Below are 23924 nucleotides of genomic sequence, written 5' to 3'. Positions count from 1 at the left end.
GTCCTCACGCCAACGTCCGGCAACACCGGAACATTTCGTAACGGGGCGATCGATCCCGCGCACGATACCGCGCCGTGACCGGTGCTCGGCGAGGTGGCATGGGCGCGGCCCGCCCCGGGCGTTCCCGGCTGCCGAGGATCGGGAGCCGGCGGCTATCGGGGGTTGCCATTAGGGCTGCCGGGCGCCGTACTGCAGCCGCGCGTCTCGGCGTGCACGCGAGCCAGTGCCGTGGTCGTCAGGCCCGGGTCGGCGCCGTCCAGCCAGTGGACCCGGGGGTCGCGGCGAAACCAGGAGCGCTGGCGGCGGACGTAGCGGCGGGTGCCGAAATGGGTTCGCTCCCGGGCCTGTTCGAGGTCGTACTCACCGTCGAGATAGGCCAGCACCTGCGCGTACCCCAGGGCGCGCCGCGCGGTCCGGCCTTCCCGTAGGCCGCGCTCGATGAGGCCGCGTACCTCGTCGACCAGGCCGAGGCCGAACATCGTCGCCGTCCGGGCGGCGATGCGGGCGTCGAGTTCCGCGGTCTCCCGGTCGATGCCGAGAATGATTGTGCCCCAGCGTGGTTCGCCGATGCGCGGCTGGGACGCGGCGAACGGGCGCCCGGTCAGCTCCACCACCTCCAGCGCCCGCACCATGCGGCGGGCGTCGGTGGGCAGGATGGTCGCGGCCGCCGCCGGGTCGGCGGTGCGCAGCGCGGCGTGCACCGCCTCGACGCCGCCGTCGGCCAGCAGTGCCTCCCATTTCGCGCGCACCTGCGGGTCGGTCGCGGGAAATTCCCACTGGTCCAGCAACGCCTGCACGTACATCATCGAGCCGCCCACGATCACCGGAGTCCGGCCGCGCGCCCGGATCGCCTCCACGTCCGCGGCCGCGGCGGCCTGATACGTTGCGACCGTGGCGGTTTCGGTCACCTCCAGGACATCGAGCTGGTGATGCGGGATGCCGCGGCGCCCGGCCACCGGAAGTTTCGCGGTACCGATGTCCATGCCGCGGTAGAGCTGCATGGCGTCGATGTTGACGATCTCGCCGTCCAGACGCTGTGCCAGGTCCAGCGCCAGCTCGGACTTGCCGGTGGCGGTGGGGCCGACCACGGCGATCGGGGTGGTCACGACCGGGGTCCCGGCCGCCATACAGACACCTGGTATCCCACGCCGAAAGGTGCCGCGCGGTAACGACTTTCGACACAGGGCGCGGTGTCGTCCACATCGAACAGCCCGGCCAGGACCTGGAATGCCGCGCGCCCGGACACGTCGAGTTCCGCGCACAGGCGATCGTCCAGGGCGGCCAACGCGGACCGATCCCCCGCCGCCAAGGCGCGGTCGATGCGCTCCTGCACACCCTCGGCGCGCGGGTCCAGGTAGCCGGGCGCCCGCGTCGACAATGTGGCCGCGCCGTCGGCGACCACCAGCACCCCGCGGTCCTCCGGGCTCGCGTCCAGTTCACGGCGCAGTTTCGCACCGGCCTCGGCGCAGTACCGCGGATCGGCGCGCGCGTCCACGATCCGCGCCTCGGCCACCGCGTCGCGCGCCACCTCCCCGCGCAGCCAGCCCCCGATCAGTGCGGGCAGCGGCAGCTCCGGGTCGGCCGCGCCCGACAGCGCCGCCTCCGACAACCCGACCCGCACGTCCGCGCCGAATCCGACGAAGGTCCCGGCGGCGTCGGGTTCGACGACCGCGTCCGCCGCGCCCGTTCCCACCACGGTCCAGCGCCGCGCGAACTCCGCCAGCGCGCGCCCCGCCGCCAGCACCTCCGCCCGCAACCGCGGCACCTGCGCGGCCACGTGCCCGGCATCGCCCACCGGCCGTCCCCCGCACAATTCGGGAACCAGCACAGGAGGCGAGGGAATCAACACCGCGACGCGAAACACGCGTCCACCGTAGCGACCGCCCCGGGCCCCACGCCGCGACACCGCCCTCCCTCACTCCACCGGGGCACCTCGTCGCCCATCCCGGGCAGACACCGCCCCGTCCGCCACGCCGCCCTTCCACGACACCGCCCCTCCGCCTCGCCCTACAGGAGCACCTCGTCGCCCACCCCAGCAGACACCACCCCGTCCGCCACGCCGCGGCACCGTCCTTCCACGACACCGTCCCTACTTCGCCCGACCGGAGTACATCGTCGGCCATCCCCCGCGGACGCCGCCTCATCCGGCCTGACGCGTCGTCGGCTATCCCGGCGGACGCCGCCTATCCCCATGGACGCCGCGTGGCCGGTTTCGGAGAGGCCGCGAACAATCCGCATGCCGGGTGATCGGTCGTCACGGAGATGTGCCGGACCGCGCGGTAGGTGCCCCGAGCGGGGCGAAGGTGTTGCCCGGGCGCGGCCGACGGGCGGGCGAAGCCACACACCGTAACGCGGGTCGGGGCGCACGGCAACCGTTCGAGTCGCGCCACCGCCGACAAGACACGGCGAATCCTCCGGCTGCCTGGTTGAATGGGATGAGCTAGGGCGTAACCAGGCAGCCGTGACGCGCGGCAGGGACGAGGAGCGATGACCGAGAACAGCGGAACCGAGAAGGCTACCCATCCGGACGCGGGCACGGCGCAGCGGTCCAGCGACTCCGTCGCGAAACGGCCCACGCCCGCCGACGCGGCCAAGCCCGGCGCCACCCCCCGCCGGCCGGGCGTGCCGAAGCCGGGATCGCGGAAACCGGAGTCCCCCAAGCCGCATGCGATCAAACCCGCCCCGGGCCCCGCGCAGGAGCATCCGCATCCCGTCGTGGTGCCGACCGTCAGCGATCCCAGCAGGTGGGGCCGGGTCGACGAGGACGGCACCGCCTGGGTGCGCACCGCCGACGGCGAACGCGTCGTGGGCTCCTGGCAGGCCGGCGACGCGGCCGAGGGCCTGGCCCACTTCGGCCGCCGGTTCGACGACCTCGCCACCGAGGTGGCGCTACTGGAGGCGCGGCTGGCGGCCGGTACCGACGCCCGCAAGACCAAGACGGCCGCCCTCGCGCTTGCCGAAACGTTGCCGACCGCGGCGGTCATCGGTGATATCGACGGTCTGGCCCGCCGCCTGCAGGCGATCATCGAGCACTCCGACGAGGCGGCCGCCCACGCCAAGGAGGAGAAGGAGCGCACCCGCCACGAGCAGACCGAGCGCAAGGAGGCGCTGTGCGCGGAGGCCGAGCAGATCGCCACCGACTCCACCCAGTGGAAGGCCGCGGGTGACCGGCTGCGCGAGATCCTCGACGAGTGGAAGACCATCCGCGGCGTGGACCGCAAGGTCGACGACGCGCTGTGGCGGCGGTTCTCCAAGGCCCGCGAGGCGTTCAATCGCCGGCGCGGCGCGCACTTCGCCGAACTGGACCGGGAACGGGCGGCGGCCAAGGCACGCAAGGAGGAGCTGTGCGGGCGGGCCGAGGAGCTGTCCGGCTCGACCGACTGGGCCGGTACCGCCGCGGTCTTCCGCGAGCTGCTGACCGAATGGAAATCGGCGGGCCGCGCCCCGCGCGAGGCCGACGAGCAGCTGTGGCGCCGGTTCAAGAGCGCGCAGGACGTGTTCTTCGCCGCCCGCAACGCCGCGGCCTCCGAGCGCGACGCGGAATTCGAGGAGAACGCGGCCGCCAAGGAAGAACTGCTGCGCACCTATGAGGAACGGATCCCCGCCGACCTGGACGCCGGATCCGCGGCCCTCGACAACGCCCGCGCGGCCCTGCGCGAACTGCAGGAGAAGTGGGACGCGATCGGCAAGGTCCCGCGCGAGCGCATGCAGGACCTGGAGGGCAAGCTGCGCGGAATCGAGCGGCGGGTGCGCGACGCGGTCGACCAGCAGTGGCGACGCACCGATCCGGAGGCGGTGGCCCGGGCCGCGCAGTTCCGCGAGCGGGTGGCGCAGTTCGAGGAGCAGGCCGCCAAGGCGCGTGCCGCCGGCCGCGCGCGCGACGAGGAGAAGGCCCTCGAACAAGCCAAGCAGTGGCGAGAATGGGCGGAGGCCGCTGAGGGGGCGGTCAGCCAGCGCTGAGGAGGCCGACCGGATGGATGTGCGGGAGATCAACAAGCGGGTGATCGCGCAGTACCGCGCGGGCGCCGAGATCGAGGGCATGCGCCGGGACCGGTTGCTGCTGCTCACCACGACCGGCCGCCGCTCGGGCGCGCCACACACGACGCCGATGATGTTCCACCGCGACGGCGACCGGGTACTGGTGATCGCCTCCAACCAGGGCGCGCCCCGCCACCCGGAGTGGTACCTGAACCTGTCCGCCGACCCGGCCGTCACGGTGGAACTCGGCGACGAAACCTATTCGGCCACAGCGCAACCGCTGCGGGACGAGGACTACGACCGAGTCTGGGCCGACATCACCCGGCGCTACCCATTCTTCGCCGACCACGAGAAGCAGGCCGGTCGCACGATCCCGGTGGTCGCGCTGCGCCGCATGCCGTGAGGAAGGCCGCGTGGGCTATTCGTCGTTCTTGCGGTCTTCCTGGTCGCCGAGCAACCACGTGCGTTCCTGCTTCTCCCGCGCGGCGGCGGCCTGGCGGCGCTTCTCCTCGGCTTCCAGGTGCAGGGCGGTGCGGCTCCACACCACCTTCACCCAGTGGAAGGTCAGCACGACGATCGCGAGGAGGGCCAGGATGAGGCCGATGCCCGGCCCGGCGCCCTCGTAGTTGCCCAGTCCCGGGGTCTGCCGATGCCAGATCGACAGCACGCCGAACACGCTGCCGACGGCCGACCCGGCCACCGCGATCCAGGCCAGCACCCACCGGCGGGTCACCAGCGCCAGCGACGAGAAGCAGATCCCGAAGACCACCACGAACCACTCGAACACCCGCGACGGCAGGCCGATGTGCTCGGTCTCGGCGGTGGCGTCGTAGAGGATCACGTCGAGCCCGCGCGCGCTGCCCGCGTGCGGCAGCACCAGTGACAGCAGCAGCACGAAGACCGCCACCGCCACCACCATGGCGCGCGCCCCCGGGTCGATCTCCCCCGCGATCTTGCGTTCCACCGCTTCCAGATCGTCGCGGAATTCCTCGAACACCTGGGACTCGGCCGGATTCATCTGCTCCTCGTTCGGCTCGGAGGTTCGCCGCTCCGCCGCGTCGCCCGCGGCTCCGGAATCGGCATCCGACGAGATACTACCGGCCGTCGTATCCCCGTCCGGCCGGGCATCGCCGGTAGACCGGGCACGATCTCCGTCGTTGGCGTCCGCGTCGTCCTTCGCCTCGTCCTCGCCGCGATCGGCCATTGCTCAGACCCCGCAGCCCGCGTCGCAGCCCGCGCTCGCGGCCACCGGTTCGGGCGCGCCGATGCGCGGAATGCCCAGGCCGACGCCGATGGGCGCGGTCTTGGGCAGGATGCCGCGTTCGTGAGCGTCACCGGCGCGGGTGCGGCGATGGCTGTGGAGTACGCCGTCGGCGATCAGATGATGCGGGGCCGCACCGGTGATGTCGACTGTGACGATGTCACCCGGGCGGCCGGTGTCGCCGGCGGGCGGCCGGAAGTGCACCAGCCGCCCGTCGCGAGCCCGCCCGCTCATCCGTGCGGTGGCGGCGTTCTTCTTGCCCGCGCCCGCGGCGACCAGCAACTCGACCTCGGTACCGATCAGCGCCTGATTCGACTCCAGCGACACCTGCTCCTGCAGCGCGACGAGCCGGTCGTAGCGCTCCTGCACCACCGCCTTGGGCACCTGGTCGGCCATGGTGGCGGCGGGCGTGCCGGGGCGGATCGAGTACTGGAAGGTGAAGGCGCTGGTGAACCGCGCCTGCCGCACCACATCCAGGGTCTGCTGGAAGTCCTCCTCGGTCTCGCCCGGGAAGCCGACGATGATGTCGGTGGTGATGGCCGCGTGCGGCATGGCGGCACGCACCTTCTCGATGATCCCGAGGTACCGCGCCTTGCGGTAGGACCGCCGCATGGCCTTCAGCACGCGATCGGAGCCCGACTGCAACGGCATGTGCAACTGCGGGCACACGTTCGGCGTCTGCGCCATCGCCTCGATGACGTCGTCGGTGAATTCCGCCGGATGCGGCGAGGTGAAGCGCACCCGCTCCAGCCCCTCGATGTGCCCGCAGGCGCGCAGCAGTTTCGCGAACGCCCCACGGTCGCGGTGCTCGTCGGGGTCGGCGAAGTTGATCCCGTAGGAGTTCACGTTCTGACCCAGCAGCGTCACCTCCAGCACACCCTGCTCGACCAGCGCCTGCACCTCGGCGAGCACGTCACCCGGACGACGGTCGACCTCCTTGCCGCGCAGCGAGGGCACGATGCAGAAGGTGCAGGTGTTGTTGCAGCCCACCGAGATCGACACCCACCCGGCATAGGCGGACTCCCGCTTGGCGGGCAGGGTCGAGGGAAACGCCTCGAGCGATTCGAGGATCTCGACCTGCGCCTGTTCGTTGTGCCGGGCGCGCTCCAGCAGTACCGGCAGCGAGCCGATGTTGTGCGTACCGAACACGACGTCGACCCACGGCGCCTTGCGCACGACCGTGTCGCGGTCCTTCTGCGCCAGGCAGCCGCCGACCGCGATCTGCATGCCCGGCCGCTCGGCCTTGACCGGCGCCAGGTGGCCCAGCGTGCCGTAGAGCTTGTTGTCGGCGTTCTCGCGCACCGCACAGGTGTTGAACACGACGAGATCCGCCGTCGCGCCGGGCATGGCCCGGACGTATCCGGCGTCCTCGAGCAGGCCCGACAGGCGTTCGGAGTCGTGCACGTTCATCTGACAGCCGTGCGTGCGCACCTCGTAGGTCCGCTGCTGCGAATTCACCCGTCCAGGGTATCGGCTCACGGAAATTCGGAATCGGCCCGTCCACCCGCCGCTGAGCGGGCGTGATACCGGTCACCGATGTCAAGCTCGGGTTAAAGCCAGGAGGCGACCGCGCGACGCATGCCCGAATACTGCGCATTTCCAGCGCCTTCGCTCTAGGGTCTGTTTTCATGACCGACGCTGCCGACGCAACACCCGGCACTGCCGCCGAGCCGACTCCCGCCGACGCCGCCGCGCCACCGATGATCTCGATGCGTGATGTGCAAAAGCATTTCGGCGCTCTGCACGTGCTGCAGGACATCAACCTCGAGGTGCCCAAGGGGCAGGTCGTGATCGTGCTGGGCCCGTCGGGGTCCGGGAAGTCGACGCTGTGCCGCACCATCAACCGCCTCGAACCCATCGATTCCGGCACCATCGCCGTCGACGGTGTGGAACTGCCCGCCGAGGGCCGGGCCCTGGCCAAGCTGCGCGCCGACGTCGGCATGGTGTTCCAGTCGTTCAATCTGTTCGCGCACAAGACGATTCTCGAGAATGTGATGCTCGCGCCGATCAAGGTGCGCCGCGTCGACAAGAAGCAGGCCCGCGAGAAGGCGATGGAACTGCTGGAACGGGTAGACATCGCCGACCAGGCGGAGAAGTACCCGGCCCAGCTGTCCGGCGGGCAGCAGCAGCGCGTCGCCATCGCACGCGCGCTGGCGATGAACCCCAAGGTGATGCTGTTCGACGAGCCCACCTCCGCATTGGATCCGGAGATGGTCAACGAGGTGCTCGAGGTGATGGTGTCCTTGGCCAAGGAAGGGATGACCATGCTGGTGGTCACCCACGAGATGGGCTTCGCTCGCCGTGCCGGCGACCGGGTGTTGTTCATGGCGGACGGTCGGATCATGGAGGACGCCGCACCGGAGGCGTTCTTCACCGCACCGCGTTCCGACCGTGCCAAGGATTTTCTCGGCAAGATCTTGAGTCACTGACCGGTGACCGAAACCTAGTACTGCACGAGAGAAAAGGAAATCGATGAGGATCACCCGTGCATTGCAAATCGGAATAGGCGCCCTCGCCGTGGCGGTCGCCGCAACAGGTTGTGGCGGAGGCAGTTCCAAAACCGCCGTCGAGAACGCCGCCGACGGCAAACTGACCATCGGCGTGAAGTTCGACCAGCCCGGCCTGAGCCTGCGCAACAAGGACGGCTCGTTCTCCGGCTTCGATATCGACGTCGCCAAGTATGTCGCCGGCAAGCTGGGTGTGGCGGAGGACGAGATCACGTTCAAGGAGGCGCCGTCGGCGCAGCGGGAGACGTTGATCCAGAACCGGCAGGTGGATTTCGTGGTCGGTACGTACTCGATCACCGACCAGCGCAAGGAGAAGGTCGACTTCGCCGGGCCGTACTACCTGGCCGGCCAGAGCCTGCTCATTCGCGCGGACAACACCGCCATTACCGGCCCGGAGTCGCTCAACGGCGGAAAGAAGCTCTGCTCGGTGCGTGGTTCCACTCCGGCACAGAACATTCAGAAGAATTACGCCAACGACGTGCAGCTGCAGGAGTACGACACCTATTCGCTGTGTGTCGAGGCCCTGAAGGCGGGCGCGGTGGACGCGCTGACCACCGACGACATCATCCTGGCCGGCTTCGCCGCGCAGAACCCGGGTCAACTGAAGCTGGCCGGTAAGCCGTTCACCACCGAGAAGTACGGCATCGGCGTGAAGAAGGGCGACACCGAGTCGCGCGGCAGGATCAACGACGCCATCGAGGCGATGATCAACGACGGCGCCTGGAAGGCCTCGCTGGACAAGAACTTCGGTAGCACCGGGTTCCAGCCCTCGGCCCCGCCGCAGGTCGACCGGTACTGAACCTTTCGCGTGCGGGGCGGTCTCCGACCGGGATCGCCCCTCGCCCAACAAGTTTCACCCATGACGATCGGAGGGACACGTCCGCCGTGTTCGACTTGATCTCCCGATACCAAGACCAACTGCTCGACGCCTTCTGGATGACCATCAAGTTGACCCTGTTGTCGACGGTCGGCGCATTGATCCTCGGTGTCATCGTGGCCGCGATGCGGGTATCGCCGGTGCCGGTGGCGCGCTGGGTGGGCACCGCCTACGTGACCCTCTTCCGCAACACACCCCTGACCCTGATCCTCGTCTTCTGCTCGCTGGGCGTCTACACCACCCTCGGCGTTCAGTTGTCCGGCGACAGTAACAATCTGAACTTCCTGGCCACCAACAACTTTCGCTTCGCCATAGTCGGTTTGTCCATCTACACCGCGGCTTTCGTGTGCGAGTCGTTGCGCTCGGGCATCAACACGGTGCCGCTGGGGCAGTCGGAGGCGGGTCGCTCGCTCGGGCTGACGTTCGGCCAGAACTTGCGGTATATCGTCCTTCCGCAGGCGTTTCGGTCGGTCATCGCACCGCTGGGCAGCGTGCTGATCGCGCTGACCAAGAACTCCACCATCGCGGCGGTGATCGGTGTCGCCGAGGCCGCGAGGTTGATGTCGGTAATGATCGAGAACGAAGCCGACATCATCGTCGTGGGCGCGATCTTCGCCCTGGCCTTCGTCATCCTGACCCTGCCTGTCGGCCTGCTGTTCGGTTGGCTGGCAAGAAAATATGAGGTGAAGCGATGAGCTCAGGCGCCTCGGTCCTGTTCGACGCGCCCGGCCCCAGGGCGCGGGTGCGGCACGCCGTCTACTCGGTGCTGGTCGCCGCGGTGATCGCCGCACTTCTCTGGCTCGTGATCGCGAAGCTCTCCGACAAAGGGCAGCTCACCGCGGCGAAATGGAAGCCGTTCATCGACGGCGAAGTGTGGGAGACCTACATCCTGCCCGGCCTGCGCGGCACCGTCGTGGCCGCGGCGCTGTCGATCGTCTTCGCGCTGGCGATCGGGATGATCTTCGGCCTGCTGCGATTGTCGGACCACCGCAGCGTACGCATCGTGGCGGGCGCGATCGTCGAATTCGCCCGGGCCATCCCCGTGCTGATTCTCATGATCTTCCTGTACGCGGTGATCTCGAAGTACGACCTCACCGACTCCAGCCAGTACGCGCTGACCGCGGTCGTGATCGCGCTGACCGTCTACAACGGCTCGGTCATCGCCGAGATCGTCCGCTCGGGCATCCGATCGCTGCCCAAGGGCCAAACCGAAGCGGCCGTCGCGCTGGGCCTGCGCAAGGGCCAGATGATGCGGATCATTCTGCTGCCGCAGGCGATTACGGCCATGCTGCCCGCCATCGTGTCGCAGATGGTGGTGGCGTTGAAGGACACGGCGCTGGGCTATCAGATCACCTATCAGGAGATCGTGCGCCAAGGCCAGCAACTCGGTGCGGCGGAGCAGAACACCGTCCCGTCGCTGATCGTCGTGGCGGTCATCATGATCGCGCTGAACTGGTCGCTGACCAGATTCGCCACCTGGCTGGAGAAGCGGCTGCGATCGCGGCGCAAGGGCCGTACGGTGGTCCCGGCCGCCGCGGCGCTCACCGATGCGGCGCCCGGGATGGATCTGACCAAATCTCGCTGAGCGCAAGTCTCGGATACGGTGCGGGCGGACAGCATTCTGTAGGTGCACCGCTCCCTGGCTCGTCGGGTCACGCCACTGCCCGCGGCCGGGGAGCGGGTGTCCAAATGTGGCCTCCAACAGGGGATTCGGCGGGCCGGCCGCGGCGGCGCTGTTTGAAGAAGCGACGTACCGGGTATTCGCGAACAATGACGGCGCCACGGAGATCCGAGCCGAATGCCCACGGCGAGCAGGGCTCTGCGCCGGCGCCTCGAAATATGTCGGCGTAGCCGGCGCTTGCTTGTCGACTTCCGATCGTCTCGGCATCCGATCGCGCGCGCCCGTTTACCGGCCACACGAGTAGGAGCTGCGAGACGAACGACCAGAGCATGAATTACCGCGCGACGCCTCGATGATATCGCGGTGGACGAACTGGCGGCCTCGAGAAGAACCGACACCAGAGGTCGAGAGGGGACAGGTTTTGCCGACTTCAACACCACGGTCGAAGACCAAGAATCCGGACAAAGGTTATGTGGCCCTGCTGGGCTGGAGTTTGAACGCCGTCGAGGCGGTCGATCGCTTCGACCGACGCTATATCGTGGTCGCTCCCGAGTGGGCCGAGGAATATTGTGTCGAACACGATATCCCCTACATCCCATGGAATTTCGAGCGGCTCAACGATCGTTCGATGGAGATCGCGGAGACACTGCAGGAACTCGGGGTGGACGTCGCCATCCCGATCTACGAGGAAACCGTGGAGTGGGCCGGGGCGATCAACTCCGTACTGCTCGACAACCCCCGCCTGCTGGGCCAGGCCATGCTGCTGCGGGACAAGTCGCTGATGAAGCGGCGAGCCCAGCTCGGCGGCATCCGCGTGGGCATCTTCGAGGAGGCCCACGAGCGCGACGACGTCATCCGTTTCCTCAAGCGGGTCAACCAGACCCTGCTGAAGCTGGACGGCGACCCCAACGATCCCATCCACATCAAGGCCTTCGACAAGGCCGGCTGCCTCGGGCACCGGGTCATCCGCACCCCGGACGAGATCGACACCATTCCCGACGACGAGTTCCCGCTGCTGATGGAGTCCCATCTGGACGGCTGGGAATTCGCGGTGGAGGCCTGGATCCACAAGGGGCGCATCCGTTTTCTCAACATCTCCGAGTACGTCACGCTCGGTTACTCGGTATTCGTCCCGGCGACACCGGAACTCGAACGGTACCGGCCGGAGATCACCCGGCAGGTCGAGAAACTGATCAAGACGTTCGACATCGAGTTCGGCTTCGTCCATCCCGAGTACTTCGTCACCAGCGACGGCGAGATGTACTTCGGCGAGGTCGCCTACCGGCCGCCGGGTTTCAAGGTGTTCGAATTGCTGGAGCGGGCCTACGGTTTCAACGCGTATCACGCGCTGGTCCTGGCCTTCGATCCGAAAACGACCGAGGCGGAAATAGACGCGTTCTTCCCCAAGGAAGTGGTGGACGCACGAGGCCACGCCGGCTGTTTCGGCGTGTATCCACGTCGACGTGTGGTCAGCCATTTGTCCATGCCGGAAGAGACCGAGGATCACGATTACTTCGAATCACACGAGCTCACCGCTCCCCTGACCGACAAGGTCACCAAGCGCACCGCGTTCGGAAACCATTGGGGGCTACTGTACTTCTTCGGTGACGATCCGTACACTCTGCGGGATCTGCTGAAGCGGCAGGAAGAACTCGATTTCTACATCTGATCCGCGGCAGCATCGGATCACGGGAGGGTCCTGTAATTGAGTTCACCCAGCAGCGACAGCGCGACCCTGGACCGGCGGCTCGCCCAGCTCGACGACGCGACGCGATCCCTCGCGGACGCCAGCGATCTCGGCAAGCAGACCAGACTGTCCCGGATGCTGGCCGCCCTGCGCCGAGTGCTGCTCATCCCGGGCGGATGCGCCGCGATTCGGCACCGCGCCGAGCAGATCGAGGACTCCGGGCTGTTCCTCGGCACGGACTGGGCGTCTCCGCAGATTCTGATTCCGGCGTTGAGCACCGGGTCACTGCGGAGTCCGAACGCCGACACGGTGGTGCTGGAGACGGTGAGCGACCTGCGCCTGCTGGCCGTGGCCAAGGGCGCCTACGCGCATCCCCTGATCACCGCAGAGCAGGCGCAGCAGCATCTTTCGCAGGTGCTGGCGGCCAACCTGACCCTGCTGCTGACGCCGCCCACGGAGGTCGAGCGGACGCAGCAGGGGCGGATGGCCCAGGTGTCGCGCAGTCTGCTCGGCTACCTGGTCGAGGAGGTCGGGTACGAGAAGGTGCTCGAGCACCTGGTGGACGAGATCTGGCGGATACTGCGGCAGCGCCCGATCCAGGTCGACGCGGTGAAGCGGATGATCACCCAGATCGCCGTGGCCCGCAGCAATCCGGACATCGATCTGGGCGCCACCGGACTCGGCGCCGACCGGTTGATCAGCAGCCTCTACGGCACCACCGACGCCTGCCGGGAGGATCCGGGCGTGGAGGTGTACCGCGCCCGGCTGGAAACGATGGACGACGGCACGCTGCAGTTCGAGGCGGCCGGTTTCGCGCGGTCCATGCACGACACCGGACTGGTCTCGCCGTATCACGCTGTGCTGCTGCGTTTCCTGCTCGGGAAGGGCGAATACCTGCTCGCCGAGGCGCTGGGATTGTCCAACACCGGGCGCGATTGCCTGCTCTGCTATCACGAACTGGTGCGCAAGCTCATCGACGATGTCGTGCATGTCGAGACGGCGCAGTGCATCTACGGGCTGGCGCTGCTGCTGGAGCGCGGCATCCTGTACCAGCCGCCCGTGGCGCCGGGGATGTGGCGGCAGCTGGGATTGCAGCTGTCGCCGCACGCGCGGCAGCGGTTGACAGCGGTGTTCGGCCCCGCGCCCGAGCCGCGGGCGTGGCTGCTGGCGGGCGTGCTGTCCATTCTGGGTCAGCCGCTCGGGGTCGGGCAGGGCGACAATCCGACCTGTCAATCGGCGCGAGCCTTGTCGATGTGGGCGTACAACGATCCGGATTACCTGCTGCAGACGGTCGCCTGGGCGGCGCGTGACGACGAGATCGTCATGCATTTCGAAGGGCAGCCGATCTCGTCGCGGGAAAGTGGTGCGGGCATGGCCGCCGGGCTGCCGTCCGACCTGGATCCGGTGTCACTGCTGGTGGTTCCGCATCTGGACCGGATCTATACCGAGATGGGGCGGCGCTGCGTCGACCGCGAGGGCGATCCGCACCGCTGGGTCAATCCGGAGTTCCACGGCTGGTGGTCCGGGCGCGGCTTCCGCATCAATGTCGATGTGGCGACGGGTAATCTGACCGATCTCGAGGAGTTCCTCCGCCACTTCTACGCCGCCTATCACCCCTTCTACAACGGCAATCAGCCGTTGATCCACCCACAGCCGGCCGGTGTCGCCGTCACCGACAGCGCGGCCCGGTTCATCGGCTGGCACGCGATCACCGTGTTGCGGGTGAGCCTCGACCCGCAGGACACGATGCGGGTCTACTTCTACAACCCGAACAACGACAGCGGTCAGGACTGGGGCGACGGTGTGGTCGTCGGCACCGCCGGACACGGGGAACGGTTCGGCGAGGCGTCGCTGCCGTTCGAGCAGTTCGCGTCGCGGCTCTATATCTTCCATTTCGATCCGCTGGAGCCGGGCGAGTCGGCGGCGGTGGGGCGCGAGGAACTGGACCGTGTGGTCGGCTACGTGCATCGCAGCTGGGGTGCGGACCGAGTGCCGCCGGGGCCCATGGCCAGCGCGGGCAGTTTGTCGCGGCGGTGATGCCGGGCAGGGAAGGTGGCGTGCCCGCAGGTAGTCGGAATCAGCGCTCGGACTCGCGTGCGGACAGCTCCGCCTGGACCACGGTGTAGGCCGTCGACCGGCTGTAGCCGCGCCGGGCCAGCATGCCGACCAGACGGCGTATCGCCTTGTCCTGCTCCAGGTTCGGCGAGAGGGTGCGCAGCTTCCGACGTACCAGCTCGGTGGCGGACCGGTGCTCGTCCTCAGCGTCGTCGCCGCTGCCGCGCTGCATCGGGATGTCGCGGGCGAGGCCGCCGCTACGGGCCGTGCGGCGAGTAACTGTTCCGCTGGCCTCGGGTTCGTGATTCTCGCTGGGATCTTCGCCCGGAGGTGGGGCCGAAGTTGGTCGCGGTGTACTTGCGGGCCGGGAGGCCGGAGCACTCGGGGTGGGCGCGAACTCGACGGTGGACAGTTCCTCCTTCACCACGGCGTAGGCCGTCGACTGGCTGTAGCCGCGCCGGGCCAGCATGCCGACCAGGCGGCGGGTCGCCTTGTCGCGGTCCAGATCCGGTGGCAGGGAATTGAGTTTCCGGCGCACGAGTTCAGCGGCACGGTCGATCTCCGACTCCGCGGTGACGCCCGCGAGCGCCGGTTCCGCGTCGGCCGGGTCCACGCCCTTGCGGCGCAACTCGAGCGCGATGGCCTTCTTCCCCTTGCCCGCATAGGTGTGCCGAGAATGCACCCACTGCTCGGCGAATGCCGCGTCGTTAACAAGCCCCACCTCGGCGAGCCGATCCAACACCCGCTCCCCGACCTCGGTCGCGAACCCCTTGCCCGCCAACTTCTCAGCCAGTTCGGCCCGACTCCGCGCCCGATCGGTCAACAACCGCAGGCACAACTCCTTGGCCTGAGCCTCGGTCCCACCCCCGGCCCCCTGTTCATCGGCGCCGCGCCTTTCCTGACTGCGCCTTTCCCGGCCATGCCTCGCCCTGCCACGCCGCCGCTCCTCCACCTCCGGTGATCCAGCCGCCGAAGCATCCGGAACTGGTTGTGGCGCAATATCTCCCGCCACGGGTGCAGCGGAGAGGTTCCGCGGGACGGACCGACCGCTACCACGCCGACGCTGCCCCTCGGCAGGTGGCAAACGCGGTACTTCCAAACGCGGTACTTCACAGCCGTCGAGCAGACCAGCCTCGACCAGTTGGTCGAGGGCCTGCCGGATCACCTGGTCCGCATATCCCTCGGCCGCCAAAGCCTCCGCCAACCTCGCCCGATCGACCCCTCGCTGATCGATCAAGAGCCGCAAGCACACCGCCTTGGCCCGCCCCAGCACCTGGCCACCCACCGAAGCCGCGCCCCCGGCTCTCCCGCGCTCCGACTGCTCCGTCCGGCGGCGCAGCCGCTCTACCGCTTCGAGCCGAGTCGCGCCGGGGTCTTGGTCATCCCGAGACCCCGACGCTTCCCGGTCGGGCATCGGCTAGAAGTCGACGGGCGCCTCGGCGCCCGCGTCTGCGGTGACATCTGCCCCGATGCCGAGCTTCTCCTTGATCTTCTTCTCGATCTCGTCGCGCACGTCGGTGTTCTCCAGCAGGAACTTGCGCGCGTTCTCCTTGCCCTGGCCGAGCTGGTCGCCCTCGTAGGTGTACCAGGAGCCCGACTTGCGGACGAAGCCGTGCTCGACACCCATATCGATGAGCGAGCCCTCCTTGGAGATGCCGTGGCCGTAGAGGATGTCGAACTCGGCCTGCTTGAACGGCGGCGAGACCTTGTTCTTGACGACCTTGACGCGGGTGCGGTTGCCGACCGCGTCGCTGCCGTCCTTGAGTGTCTCGATGCGGCGCACGTCCAAGCGGACCGAGGCGTAGAACTTCAGCGCCTTACCACCCGTGGTGGTCTCGGGCGAGCCGAACATGACGCCGATCTTCTCGCGCAGCTGGTTGATGAAGATGGCGGTGGTGCCCGAATTGTTGAGCGCGCTCGTCATCTTGCGCAACGCCTGGCTCATCAAGCGGGCCTGCAGGCCGACGTGGCTGTCGCCCATCTCGCCCTCGATCTCGGCGCGCGGTACCAGCGCGGCCACCGAGTCGATGACGATGATGTCGATGGCGCCCGAGCGGACCAGCATGTCGGCGATCTCGAGCGCCTGCTCGCCGGTATCGGGCTGGGAGACCAGCAGCGCGTCGGTGTCGACACCGAGCTTGCGGGCGTATTCGGGGTCCAGCGCGTGCTCGGCGTCGATGAACGCCGCGACACCGCCGGCGGCCTGCGCATTGGCGACCGCGTGCAGGGCGACGGTGGTCTTACCCGAGGACTCCGGGCCGTAGATCTCGACGATGCGGCCGCGCGGCAGGCCACCGAGGCCCAGGGCCACGTCCAGCGCGATGGAACCCGTCGGGATCACCGAGATGGGTTGGCGCGCCTCCTCGCCCAGGCGCATCACGGCGCCCTTGCCGAAGCTCTTCTCGACCTGTGCCAGCGCCAGTTCGAGCGCCTTGTCGCGGTCGTAAGCCTGTGGTGCCATCGTCTGGTCCCCTTCTCGACGGGTGGGTCTCGTGCTGTGGTTGGCGCCCACGTTAGAGGGCGGCACCGACAAGTTCTGCCGCACAGCTTAGACGAACACGTGTTCGAGGCAAGCGACGCGCCCGACACGCGACCGCCTATCCGCGTTTCGCCTGCGGCACCAGGGTGACGTGGCCCGTGTGCAGCAGCGCCTGAGCCTGTTTGAACACGCGCAGCGCCGGGGTGATCTCGATGTCGGTGATGCCGTCCAGCCGGCCCAGGCGCTCGGTGACGAAGCGGTACAGGTGCGCGATGTGGCGGCAGACCACCGATACCACCAGGTTCGTCGCACCCGTCGTGGCCGCGACGAACGTCACCTCCGGGCAGGTCACCAACGCCCGGCCCACCATGTCCAGCGCGGCGGGACGCACCCGCAGCCACAACATGCCGCGCGTCGCGTAGCCCATCCGCTCGAGGGCGAAGTCGAGATCGAAATACAACACTCCCGCCTGCTCGAGTTCGGCCATTCGACGCGCGACTCTGGTTGCGCTCCAATCGGTTTCGGCGGCCAACTGCGCGTAGGACGCCCGGCCGTCCCGGGCCAGCAGCGCCAGCATCGCCTCGTCGCCGGGCGAGAGATCCATCGCCTCCCCAGGACCGGCGTCGTAGCTCCGCCGCCGCGGCGGGCCCAGCTCACGCCGCTGCGGCTCGGTCAGCAGCCGTCCGTAGCGCGGCCACTCCTCGTCCAGCGGGAAGCGGTGCATGATCTCGTACGCGGCCAGCCCGACCACCTGGCTGGTGCGCGGAAGTGTGTCGAGCAGCAACCGGTCTCGGTGTTCGAGCGTGCGCGGGCGGCTCATGCAGGTCACCTCGGATCCGGTCGACAGCAGCGACACCCAGCTCACATCGGGCAGCCGGGCCAGCGACTCGGCCAGCCGCAGCGCCTTGTCCGGGGTGGATCGCACCCGCACCATCCAGCGGGTACTTCCCAGCGGCACGGCATTGACCAGACCGGCGATATGGACCATGCCGCGCTGCCGCATCGACCGGTAGCGCCGCGCCACCGTCTGCTCGGAGACGCCGAGAATCGCGGCGAGGCGGGCGAACGGGATGCGCGGGTCGGTGACCAGTCCGTGCACGATCTGTTTGTCGAGCAGATCCAGCACGGAGGTTTCTTCGTCATCTTCGAGGGGCATGTGCGGAATCCAACGTGATGTGGCGGATTAGTAGGTGGATATTCAAGCATGCCGCACGCTGGGCGTCGATATCGTTCGTTCGAGGTTCCGGAGGTCGCCATGCGGAAATGGCTCCCCTTGTTCGCGGCGTGCCTCGGCACGCTGATGCTGCTCATCGACGTCACCATCGTGAATATCGCGCTGCCCGACATCGCCGACGATCTGGGTACGGGGTTGTCCGGTTTGGCGTGGGTCATCGACGGCTACGCGCTGGCGCTGGCGGCGCTGCTGCTGGTGCTCGGTGCGCTGGCCGACCGGCTCGGCGCCAAACCCACCTATCTGGCCGGACTGGTCGTGTTCACCGCCGCCTCGCTGGCCTGCGGGACCGCGCAGTCCTCCGCGATCCTGGTGGCGGCGCGGGCTTTTCAGGGCGTCGGCGGCGCGGCCATGTTCGCGACGACGCTGTCGCTGCTGCACGCCACCTATACCGGGCGCGATCGTGGCGTCGCCTTCGGCGCCTGGGGTGCGGTGGCGGGTGCGGCGGCCGGCATCGGGGTGGTGCTGGGCGGCGTGCTGACCGATCTGTTGTCGTGGCGGTGGATCTTCTTCGTGAACCTGCCTATCGCGGCGGTGGCGATCGTCTTGTCCGCCTTGGTGTTCGGGCCTTCGGCGCGGCACACCGACCGCGGTGTCGACGTGGCCGGGATGGCGGCGTTCGCGGTGGCGGCGACGGCGGTGACCTTCGGCATCATTCGCGGGGGCGAGCACGGTTGGGCCGATCCGCGGGCGCTGGTCGCACTGGTCGTGGGGGTGCTCGCGGCCGTATTGTTCGCGGTGGTCGAAACACGGAGTGCGGCACCGATATTCCCGTTGGCACTGCTGCGCAACGGCGAATTCGGTGCGACCCTGCTCGCGGCGGCAGGACTCAACTTCGCGGCGTTCGCGGCCAGTCCGCTGCTGTCGCTGTGGCTGCAGCAGCAGCTGCGGCTCTCGCCGCTGCATGCCGGGCTGTCGATGCTGCCCATGGCGATCACCGCGTTCGTGGTGTCGGGCGCGCTCGGTCGGCTGCTGCATGATCTGGCGCCCAAGTGGACGATCGGCGGCGGGTTGATCGTGATCGGTGCGGGCGCCGGGCTGCTCGGGTGCATCGACGCCGAATCCTCTTGGGCCGCATTGATTCCCGGATTCATCGTGATCGGTGTCGGGGTCGGGTCGGTGGCGCCGTCGCTGGTGGCGGTCGGGATGGCGGCGGTGCCGCCGCAGCTGAGCGGGACCGCCGCGGGCGCGGTGAATACCGCCCGGCAGCTGGGTATGGCGCTGGGAGTCGCGATACTGGGCACGGTCTTTCGCAGCGTCGCCGGCGGCGGGCGGCCCGACCTGCCCCGGTTCGTCGACGGACTGGACGCGGCGGTCGTGGTGGCGAGCGGAGTGGGACTGGTGCTCGGAATCGCCGCCTTCGCCTTGTTCCACCGGCGAGTCCGGGTGCCGGAGGCCCCGGTGCGCGACACCGGGGTGCCGGTCGCCTGACCTGCGCTCACGCCTCGGGGTCCGGCCGGTACGCGGCCGGGCCTCGAGGCCGGCTCGGCGGGCTCACCAGTGGGAGCGCGGCACGTCGAACTCCGCACACAGCGCGCGCCACACGTCGCGCGGATCCACCCCGGCCTCGATGGCCTGAGCACCGGTCCGCCCACCCATGGACAGCAGCACATGGTCGTTCAGCAGCGAATCGCCGCGAACCACCCCGAACTCCGCGTGCAACAGTTCCCGAAAATCAGTCAATCGCACCGTGCCGAGGGTACCCGCCCCGCCCCACCCCACCTCCCGCACCCGAACCGAGGCAGCGTGTCGAGCCGGAGCGGGGGTCAGTGGGCGCGGGCGGTGTGGAGGACTCGGTGGCAGATTTCGATCGGGTCGGTGACGGCGGTGGCGGTGGCCGCGGCGGCTTCGGCGGCGTGCCGGTACGACGGGTTGTCTATCAGGTGCCGGACCGCCGAGCGGATCGCCTCGTCGGTGAACGGGCGGACGACTGTCGAACTGCCTTGGCGGGCGGCGCGATTCGCCAGTTCCCACTGGTCGCCGCCGCCGGGCACCGTCACGATCGGGACGCCTGCGAGCAGGGATTTCGCCAGTAGGCCGTGCCCGCCGCCGCCGACCACCACGTCGGCGTGCCGGAGCAGTTCGTCCTGGCGGCCCAAACCCGCTGTGGCCCAGGGCGGAAGGTGCGCGGGCGGGGTGTGGATGGTCGAGACCGCCACCCGCACACCGGCGCCGTCGAGGGCGTCGAGCACTCTCTCGGCCATGTTCGCCACGCCCGTATGTGCCGTCGAGGGCGCCACCATGACCAGCGGATCGTCGCCGGGTGGCAGCGGCAGCACATCGTCGGTCGGTTCCCACAGCAGCGGGCCGACCAGGTGCGCGTGATCGGGCCAATCGGGCCGGGGAACCTCCAGCGCGGGCAGGCTCGCGATCAGTCGCGCCCGCGGTCCGGGATCGCCCGGAGGCAGGCCGACGCTCACCCTGGCCGCGGAGCGCTGCTGTTCGCCGCGGTGGATCGCCCGGGCGGACAGACCGCGCAGCACCGCGTCCCGGGCCCGGCCCCGCAGTCCCTCGCCGGGGGCGAGCCCACTTCCGATGGGGGGCAACGCTTTCGACGGTAGATAGAGCGGATGCGGCGACAGTTCCACCCACGGCACCCGCAGTCGTTCGGCGGCCATGCCCCCGCCCGCGGTGAGCACGTCCGATACCACGAGTTCGGGCAGCATCGCGCTCAGTTCGGGCAGGATCTCGGAGGAGATGTGCGCGGCGCGCTGGTGGATGCGCTGCCCGGCGTCGCCCGGATCGTCCTGCGGGCGCGGGGCGAGTCCTTTCAGCCGCCGCACCCCGACACCCGCCGCCCGGGCGGCATCGAACCAGACGGGCGAGGTGAACAGCACCGGCTCGTCGCCCGCCGCGAGAAACCGCAGGCACAGCGCGATCGCCGGGAACGCATGACCAGGGTCCGGCCCCGCGATGACAGCCACTCGCATGCGCCCCAGGGTGCCACATTCCCCGCGCCCGCCCGCCACAACCCGTGGTTCACGAAGGGTCCGGCACACATGACGACGGGCCGTCCGGTGACGACACCGAACGGCCCGCGGCCCCTGGCACAGGGACGTCTACAGTTTGTTGACCGTCGACTTGTTCGACCCCGACATCGCCTTGTACAGCAGGTACAGCCCGAACACCACGAGGCTGATAATCAGAATCGGGAACAGCGCCTTGACCAGCGCACCGATCACGATCAGCGCCAGCCAGACGAGCGCGACGACGCCCAGGATCTTCCAGAACATGTCCACTTCCTCCCGAAGGTTTCCGAACCGCCGTCAGCGCGATCCGACTCCTCCATACTGGCAAGCCGAGGCCCGAAAATCACCAGGTCACAACCGATATCGGGGAAAGATCAGGGTTGTCCCTTAGACCGCGGTCAGTGCCGGTCGGCAAGTTCGGTGAGGGCCTGGGCCCAGCCGTCGAGGCGATCGGCGGCGTCGCGCAGGTCGGCCATCGCCCAGCCCAGATCGTCGGGGAACGCCGGACTTTCGGGAACGGCGAGCACCCGGCTCGCGGACGCGACCAGTTCCTCGTACTCCGCGACACCGTCCAGCAACCGGGCCACGGTAGCGCGGACAGGGTCGGACGGCGACGATCCGGACCGGGTTTGCCACTGTGCCACCAGCCCGGCGGCGTGCTCCATGGCGACGATGTCGGCGGCCAGCGCGTGCAGGGCGGCAGCGGCGGAATCGGCGGTTTCGACGGTGTCGGTGAGATCGTCCTCGGGCAGTCGGCCGCCGTGGGCGATCTGCCTGCCCACGGCGTAGAACGCGCGCTCGGCCCGGACCAGCCGGGCGATGGGGTCCCGCGCGGCCGAGCGGATCGGCGGCAGCTTGCGCGGTACGAATGCCGCGGGCGGCAACGGGTTTCGCCGGAGTTCGAAGTATCGCTTGGTGGTCACGGCCGCGCCCGTCACCAGGGCGGCGGCACCGCTGCCGACGACGATGACGGCCCACGCCGGAGCCGAGACGACCACCAGTCCCGCCGTGCCCAGCGCCGTCAGCCCGGAGGCGGCACTCAGCCGCAGACTCCGCCGCCGCACCCGCCGACGCCGCCGCAATTCCCGTTCTCGCGGATCGGCCCACTTCCGCACCGCGTGTAGAGCGGTCTCCCCGACCTCCCGCAACGTATCCGGCAACCGCCGCGCCTGGTCGACCTGTTCCTCCGCCACACCGGACTGCGCCAGCACCTCGCGCACGAACCTCTCGCGCGCAGTCCGTTTCCGATTCCCCGCGCGCTCGGCCGCCTTCCGATCAGCCGCCGCACCTCTGCGGTTGCGCTCGCGGTCGGCGACGCTCCCCTCCCGGCGCCGACCGGCCGCCGCCGTACCCCCATGGTTGTGTCCGCGGTCGGCGGCACTTCTCTCGTTGCGTCGAGCGGCCGTGGCAGCCGGGTCCTGGATGCGCTCGCGGCCCGCGACAGTCCCCTCCTCGCGCCCCGCACTCCCATGGCTGCGCTCGCGGTCGGCGGCACTATTCTCGTTGCGTCGAGCGGCCGTGGCAGAAGGGTCCTGGATGCGCTCGCGGTTGGTCGCTCCACTGCCACGCCCGAACCGCTTACGGCCGGAGGTGCTCGCGTCTGCTGCGGCCGTACCGATTCCGGCCGCGCCGCGAACTCGCTGGTCGTCGAGCACCACGCGGTCATGCCGTCCGGCGTGTGCTCCGACAGCGGTAGTCCCCTGGACAGCACCGGCGTCGCCGAACCGGACGGACCGCTCGCGATCCGACGAACCCGCGCTCCCGCCAGGTGTGTCGGGGCAGGCCCCGCCGGGCGGTTCCGGGTGTGGCGGCCGCTGCCCGGATGGGCGAGGCGGGTCGGAAGGTGCTCTCGTGCCGGGCGAATCGGCGTGCGAGGCCCCGCTGGATGACGAGGGTCCCGTGGGGATCCAGCCGAGGGTGGGATCTGGGTCGGTACGGGAAGGGTTGGGCGGCAAGACATCCCTGTCTTCGACTGCGTGGTTGCCCGGTCTCGCAACCGATTCGAAGGCGGGACCTTTCTCGACGGTAGTCGCGGCATCGCTGCGCTCGCCCGGGGAACGCCGAAACACGGAGGGGAACAAGCCCTTCCAAGCGGGCTCGGCGGACTCCTCGACCACGGGACGGCCGGGACCACGAGGCTCGCCGCCCGCACTGCCGCCTGCCCGACGACCGCGTTCCGGTCCGCGGGCGCGGTCGACCGCGGGCTCGTGGCGGGCCCGCGATCTACCCATCACCTCGTACCTCTCCGGCGGGCGAGCGTTACTGCTGCGCGGTCTGGCCCTTGTCGATCTGCGGCTGTGCGGCCGGATTCGGGACGGCCTGCGGGGTGGCGGAGTCACCGGCGGGCAGCGAGTCACCGCGCATGGAGGCGCGAATCTGCTCGAGCCGGTTGTGCCCGGCCATCTGGACGCTGGCCTGCTGCACCTCGAGCATCCGACCCTGCACCGAGTTGCCCGCGAGTTCGGCGGCGCCCAGCGCGTTGGCGTACCGGCGCTCGATCTTCTCGCGCACGGCGTCCAGGCTGGGGGTGCTGCCGGGCGCGGACAGCGTGGAGTCCATGGACTGCAGCGAGGCGCTGACCTGCTCCTGCATCTTCGCCTGCTCGAGCTGGCTGAGCAGCTTGGTGCGCTCGGCGACCTTCTGCTGCAGCGTCATCGCGTTCTGCTCGACCGCCTTCTTGGCCTGCGCGGCCGCCTGCAGCGACTGGTCGTGCAGCACCTTGAGGTCCTCGATGGACTGCTCGGCGGTGACCAGCTGCGCGGCGAACGCCTCGGCCGCGTTGGTGTACTGGATCGCCTTCTCGGAGTCGCCGGCGGCCTGCGCCTGGTCGGCGAGCATGACCGCCTGCCGGGCGTTGGCGTTGAGCTTCTCCACCTCGTCGAGCTGGCGGTTCAGCTTCATCTCCAGCTGGCGCTGGTTGCCGATGACCGACGCGGCCTGCTGCGACAGGGCCTGGTGCTGGCGCTGAGCTTCCTCGATAGCCTGCTGAATCTGGACCTTCGGATCCGCGTGCTCCTCGATCTTGGAATCGAAGAGGGCCATGAGGTACTTCCAGGCCTTGACGAACGGATTAGCCATCGATTGATCCCGCCTCCATCTGACACGCCGCGCTCCCGCGCGACTGTAGTGCGCGACCGTCACGCACCCCGTTGTCCCTATCCTCCACCGCGCGGCACCGGTATGGGCAGGACCCCGCCGGTTACCGAACGCTTATAGAGAATCTATCCGTTTCCGCTCCGTCGTACAGCGTTGCCGGCGC

Annotated in this window: 21 protein-coding genes and 1 pseudogene; 9 read left to right on the top strand and 13 right to left on the bottom strand. The window is 69.1% G+C overall.

Annotated features, from left to right (window positions below; genetic code table 11):
* Positions 1–152 precede the first annotated feature (152 nt).
* A complete protein-coding gene (gene miaA / locus NWFMUON74_RS11580) occupies positions 153–1127 on the bottom strand; it encodes a tRNA (adenosine(37)-N6)-dimethylallyltransferase MiaA (protein WP_187687810.1) in 975 nt (324 codons plus the stop codon).
* Entirely contained in the window at positions 1103–1864 is a 762-nt protein-coding gene (locus tag NWFMUON74_RS11575) for a class III extradiol ring-cleavage dioxygenase family protein (protein ID WP_187687809.1), read from the bottom strand. The genes miaA and NWFMUON74_RS11575 overlap by 25 nt, the downstream gene beginning before the upstream one ends.
* A 623-nt stretch (positions 1865–2487) precedes the next feature.
* Here NWFMUON74_RS11575 and NWFMUON74_RS11570 point away from each other — a divergent pair.
* Together NWFMUON74_RS11570 and NWFMUON74_RS11565 are read left to right on the top strand one after the other, a co-directional pair.
* A complete protein-coding gene (locus NWFMUON74_RS11570; protein WP_187687808.1) occupies positions 2488–3960 on the top strand; it encodes a DUF349 domain-containing protein in 1473 nt (490 codons plus the stop codon).
* Positions 3961–3973: 13 nt separating this feature from the next.
* A complete protein-coding gene (locus NWFMUON74_RS11565) occupies positions 3974–4381 on the top strand; it encodes a nitroreductase family deazaflavin-dependent oxidoreductase (RefSeq protein WP_187687807.1) in 408 nt (135 codons plus the stop codon).
* 15 nt (positions 4382–4396) lie between these two features.
* Here the strand turns inward: NWFMUON74_RS11565 and NWFMUON74_RS11560 are convergent, their stop codons facing one another.
* A complete protein-coding gene (locus NWFMUON74_RS11560; RefSeq protein ID WP_187689090.1) occupies positions 4397–4996 on the bottom strand; it encodes an Rv2732c family membrane protein in 600 nt (199 codons plus the stop codon).
* 189 nt (positions 4997–5185) lie between these two features.
* Positions 5186–6649, bottom strand: coding sequence for a tRNA (N6-isopentenyl adenosine(37)-C2)-methylthiotransferase MiaB (gene miaB, locus NWFMUON74_RS11555; protein WP_232111154.1), 1464 nt, complete (start codon positions 6647–6649; stop codon positions 5186–5188).
* Between the two features lie 290 nt (positions 6650–6939).
* On the opposite strand from miaB, the gene NWFMUON74_RS11550 reads away from it, so the two are divergent.
* The 6 genes from NWFMUON74_RS11550 (at position 6940) to NWFMUON74_RS11525 (ending at position 13968) form a co-directional block, all read left to right on the top strand.
* Positions 6940–7668, top strand: a complete 729-nt coding sequence (locus NWFMUON74_RS11550) for an amino acid ABC transporter ATP-binding protein (RefSeq protein ID WP_187689089.1) — start codon at positions 6940–6942, stop codon at positions 7666–7668.
* 43 nt (positions 7669–7711) lie between these two features.
* On the top strand, positions 7712–8545 hold the full coding sequence (locus tag NWFMUON74_RS11545) for a glutamate ABC transporter substrate-binding protein (protein ID WP_187687805.1): 834 nt from the start codon (positions 7712–7714) through the stop codon (positions 8543–8545).
* A gap of 137 nt (positions 8546–8682) precedes the next feature.
* Positions 8683–9318 carry an amino acid ABC transporter permease gene (locus NWFMUON74_RS11540; protein ID WP_232111153.1) on the top strand — a complete coding sequence of 212 codons (636 nt, stop codon included), beginning with the start codon at positions 8683–8685 and terminating at the stop codon, positions 9316–9318.
* Positions 9315–10208, top strand: coding sequence for an amino acid ABC transporter permease (locus NWFMUON74_RS11535; RefSeq protein ID WP_187687803.1), 894 nt, complete (start codon positions 9315–9317; stop codon positions 10206–10208). Before NWFMUON74_RS11540 ends, NWFMUON74_RS11535 begins: the two co-directional genes overlap by 4 nt.
* Positions 10209–10872: 664 nt before the next feature.
* Positions 10873–11913 carry an ATP-grasp domain-containing protein gene (locus tag NWFMUON74_RS11530; RefSeq protein WP_425300424.1) on the top strand — a complete coding sequence of 347 codons (1041 nt, stop codon included), beginning with the start codon at positions 10873–10875 and terminating at the stop codon, positions 11911–11913.
* Positions 11914–11949: 36 nt separating this feature from the next.
* Entirely contained in the window at positions 11950–13968 is a 2019-nt protein-coding gene (locus NWFMUON74_RS11525; protein WP_187687801.1) for a hypothetical protein, read from the top strand.
* A 40-nt stretch (positions 13969–14008) separates the two neighbouring features.
* On the opposite strand, the gene NWFMUON74_RS36865 is transcribed toward NWFMUON74_RS11525, so the two are convergent.
* From NWFMUON74_RS36865 to NWFMUON74_RS11510, 4 genes and pseudogenes are all read right to left on the bottom strand, one after another.
* Complete coding sequence (locus NWFMUON74_RS36865; protein ID WP_232111152.1) at positions 14009–14218, bottom strand: RecX family transcriptional regulator; 210 nt, start codon at positions 14216–14218, stop codon at positions 14009–14011.
* Between the two features lie 171 nt (positions 14219–14389).
* A pseudogene (recX, locus tag NWFMUON74_RS35990) lies at positions 14390–14938 on the bottom strand (recombination regulator RecX); the annotation flags it as partial.
* Positions 14939–15403: 465 nt separating this feature from the next.
* On the bottom strand, positions 15404–16447 hold the full coding sequence (recA, locus tag NWFMUON74_RS11515; protein WP_187687800.1) for a recombinase RecA: 1044 nt from the start codon (positions 16445–16447) through the stop codon (positions 15404–15406).
* Between the two features lie 136 nt (positions 16448–16583).
* Positions 16584–17621 (bottom strand): Lrp/AsnC family transcriptional regulator, encoded by a 1038-nt coding sequence (locus NWFMUON74_RS11510; protein ID WP_187687799.1) that lies wholly within the window; start codon positions 17619–17621, stop codon positions 16584–16586.
* 99 nt (positions 17622–17720) lie between these two features.
* On the opposite strand from NWFMUON74_RS11510, the gene NWFMUON74_RS11505 reads away from it, so the two are divergent.
* Complete coding sequence (locus NWFMUON74_RS11505) at positions 17721–19127, top strand: MFS transporter (protein WP_232110967.1); 1407 nt, start codon at positions 17721–17723, stop codon at positions 19125–19127.
* A 63-nt stretch (positions 19128–19190) separates the two neighbouring features.
* Here NWFMUON74_RS11505 and NWFMUON74_RS11500 read toward each other — a convergent pair whose 3' ends face one another.
* From NWFMUON74_RS11500 to NWFMUON74_RS11480, 5 genes are all read right to left on the bottom strand, one after another.
* Positions 19191–19385 (bottom strand): DUF3046 domain-containing protein, encoded by a 195-nt coding sequence (locus tag NWFMUON74_RS11500; RefSeq protein WP_187687797.1) that lies wholly within the window; start codon positions 19383–19385, stop codon positions 19191–19193.
* Between the two features lie 77 nt (positions 19386–19462).
* A complete protein-coding gene (locus NWFMUON74_RS11495; RefSeq protein WP_187687796.1) occupies positions 19463–20626 on the bottom strand; it encodes a glycosyltransferase in 1164 nt (387 codons plus the stop codon).
* Between the two features lie 129 nt (positions 20627–20755).
* A complete protein-coding gene (locus NWFMUON74_RS11490; protein WP_187687795.1) occupies positions 20756–20929 on the bottom strand; it encodes a hypothetical protein in 174 nt (57 codons plus the stop codon).
* A gap of 134 nt (positions 20930–21063) precedes the next feature.
* Positions 21064–21885 (bottom strand): phage shock envelope stress response protein PspM, encoded by an 822-nt coding sequence (gene pspM, locus NWFMUON74_RS11485; protein WP_187687794.1) that lies wholly within the window; start codon positions 21883–21885, stop codon positions 21064–21066.
* Positions 21886–22924: 1039 nt separating this feature from the next.
* A complete protein-coding gene (locus NWFMUON74_RS11480) occupies positions 22925–23743 on the bottom strand; it encodes a PspA/IM30 family protein (RefSeq protein ID WP_187687793.1) in 819 nt (272 codons plus the stop codon).
* Between the last annotated feature and the right edge of the window lie 181 nt (positions 23744–23924).

The organism is Nocardia wallacei (assembly GCF_014466955.1).
In the GTDB taxonomy this organism is placed as follows: domain Bacteria; phylum Actinomycetota; class Actinomycetes; order Mycobacteriales; family Mycobacteriaceae; genus Nocardia; species Nocardia wallacei.
Note: the sequence above shows the minus strand (reverse complement) of the source record. Positions and strands in the feature narration are given on the sequence as shown.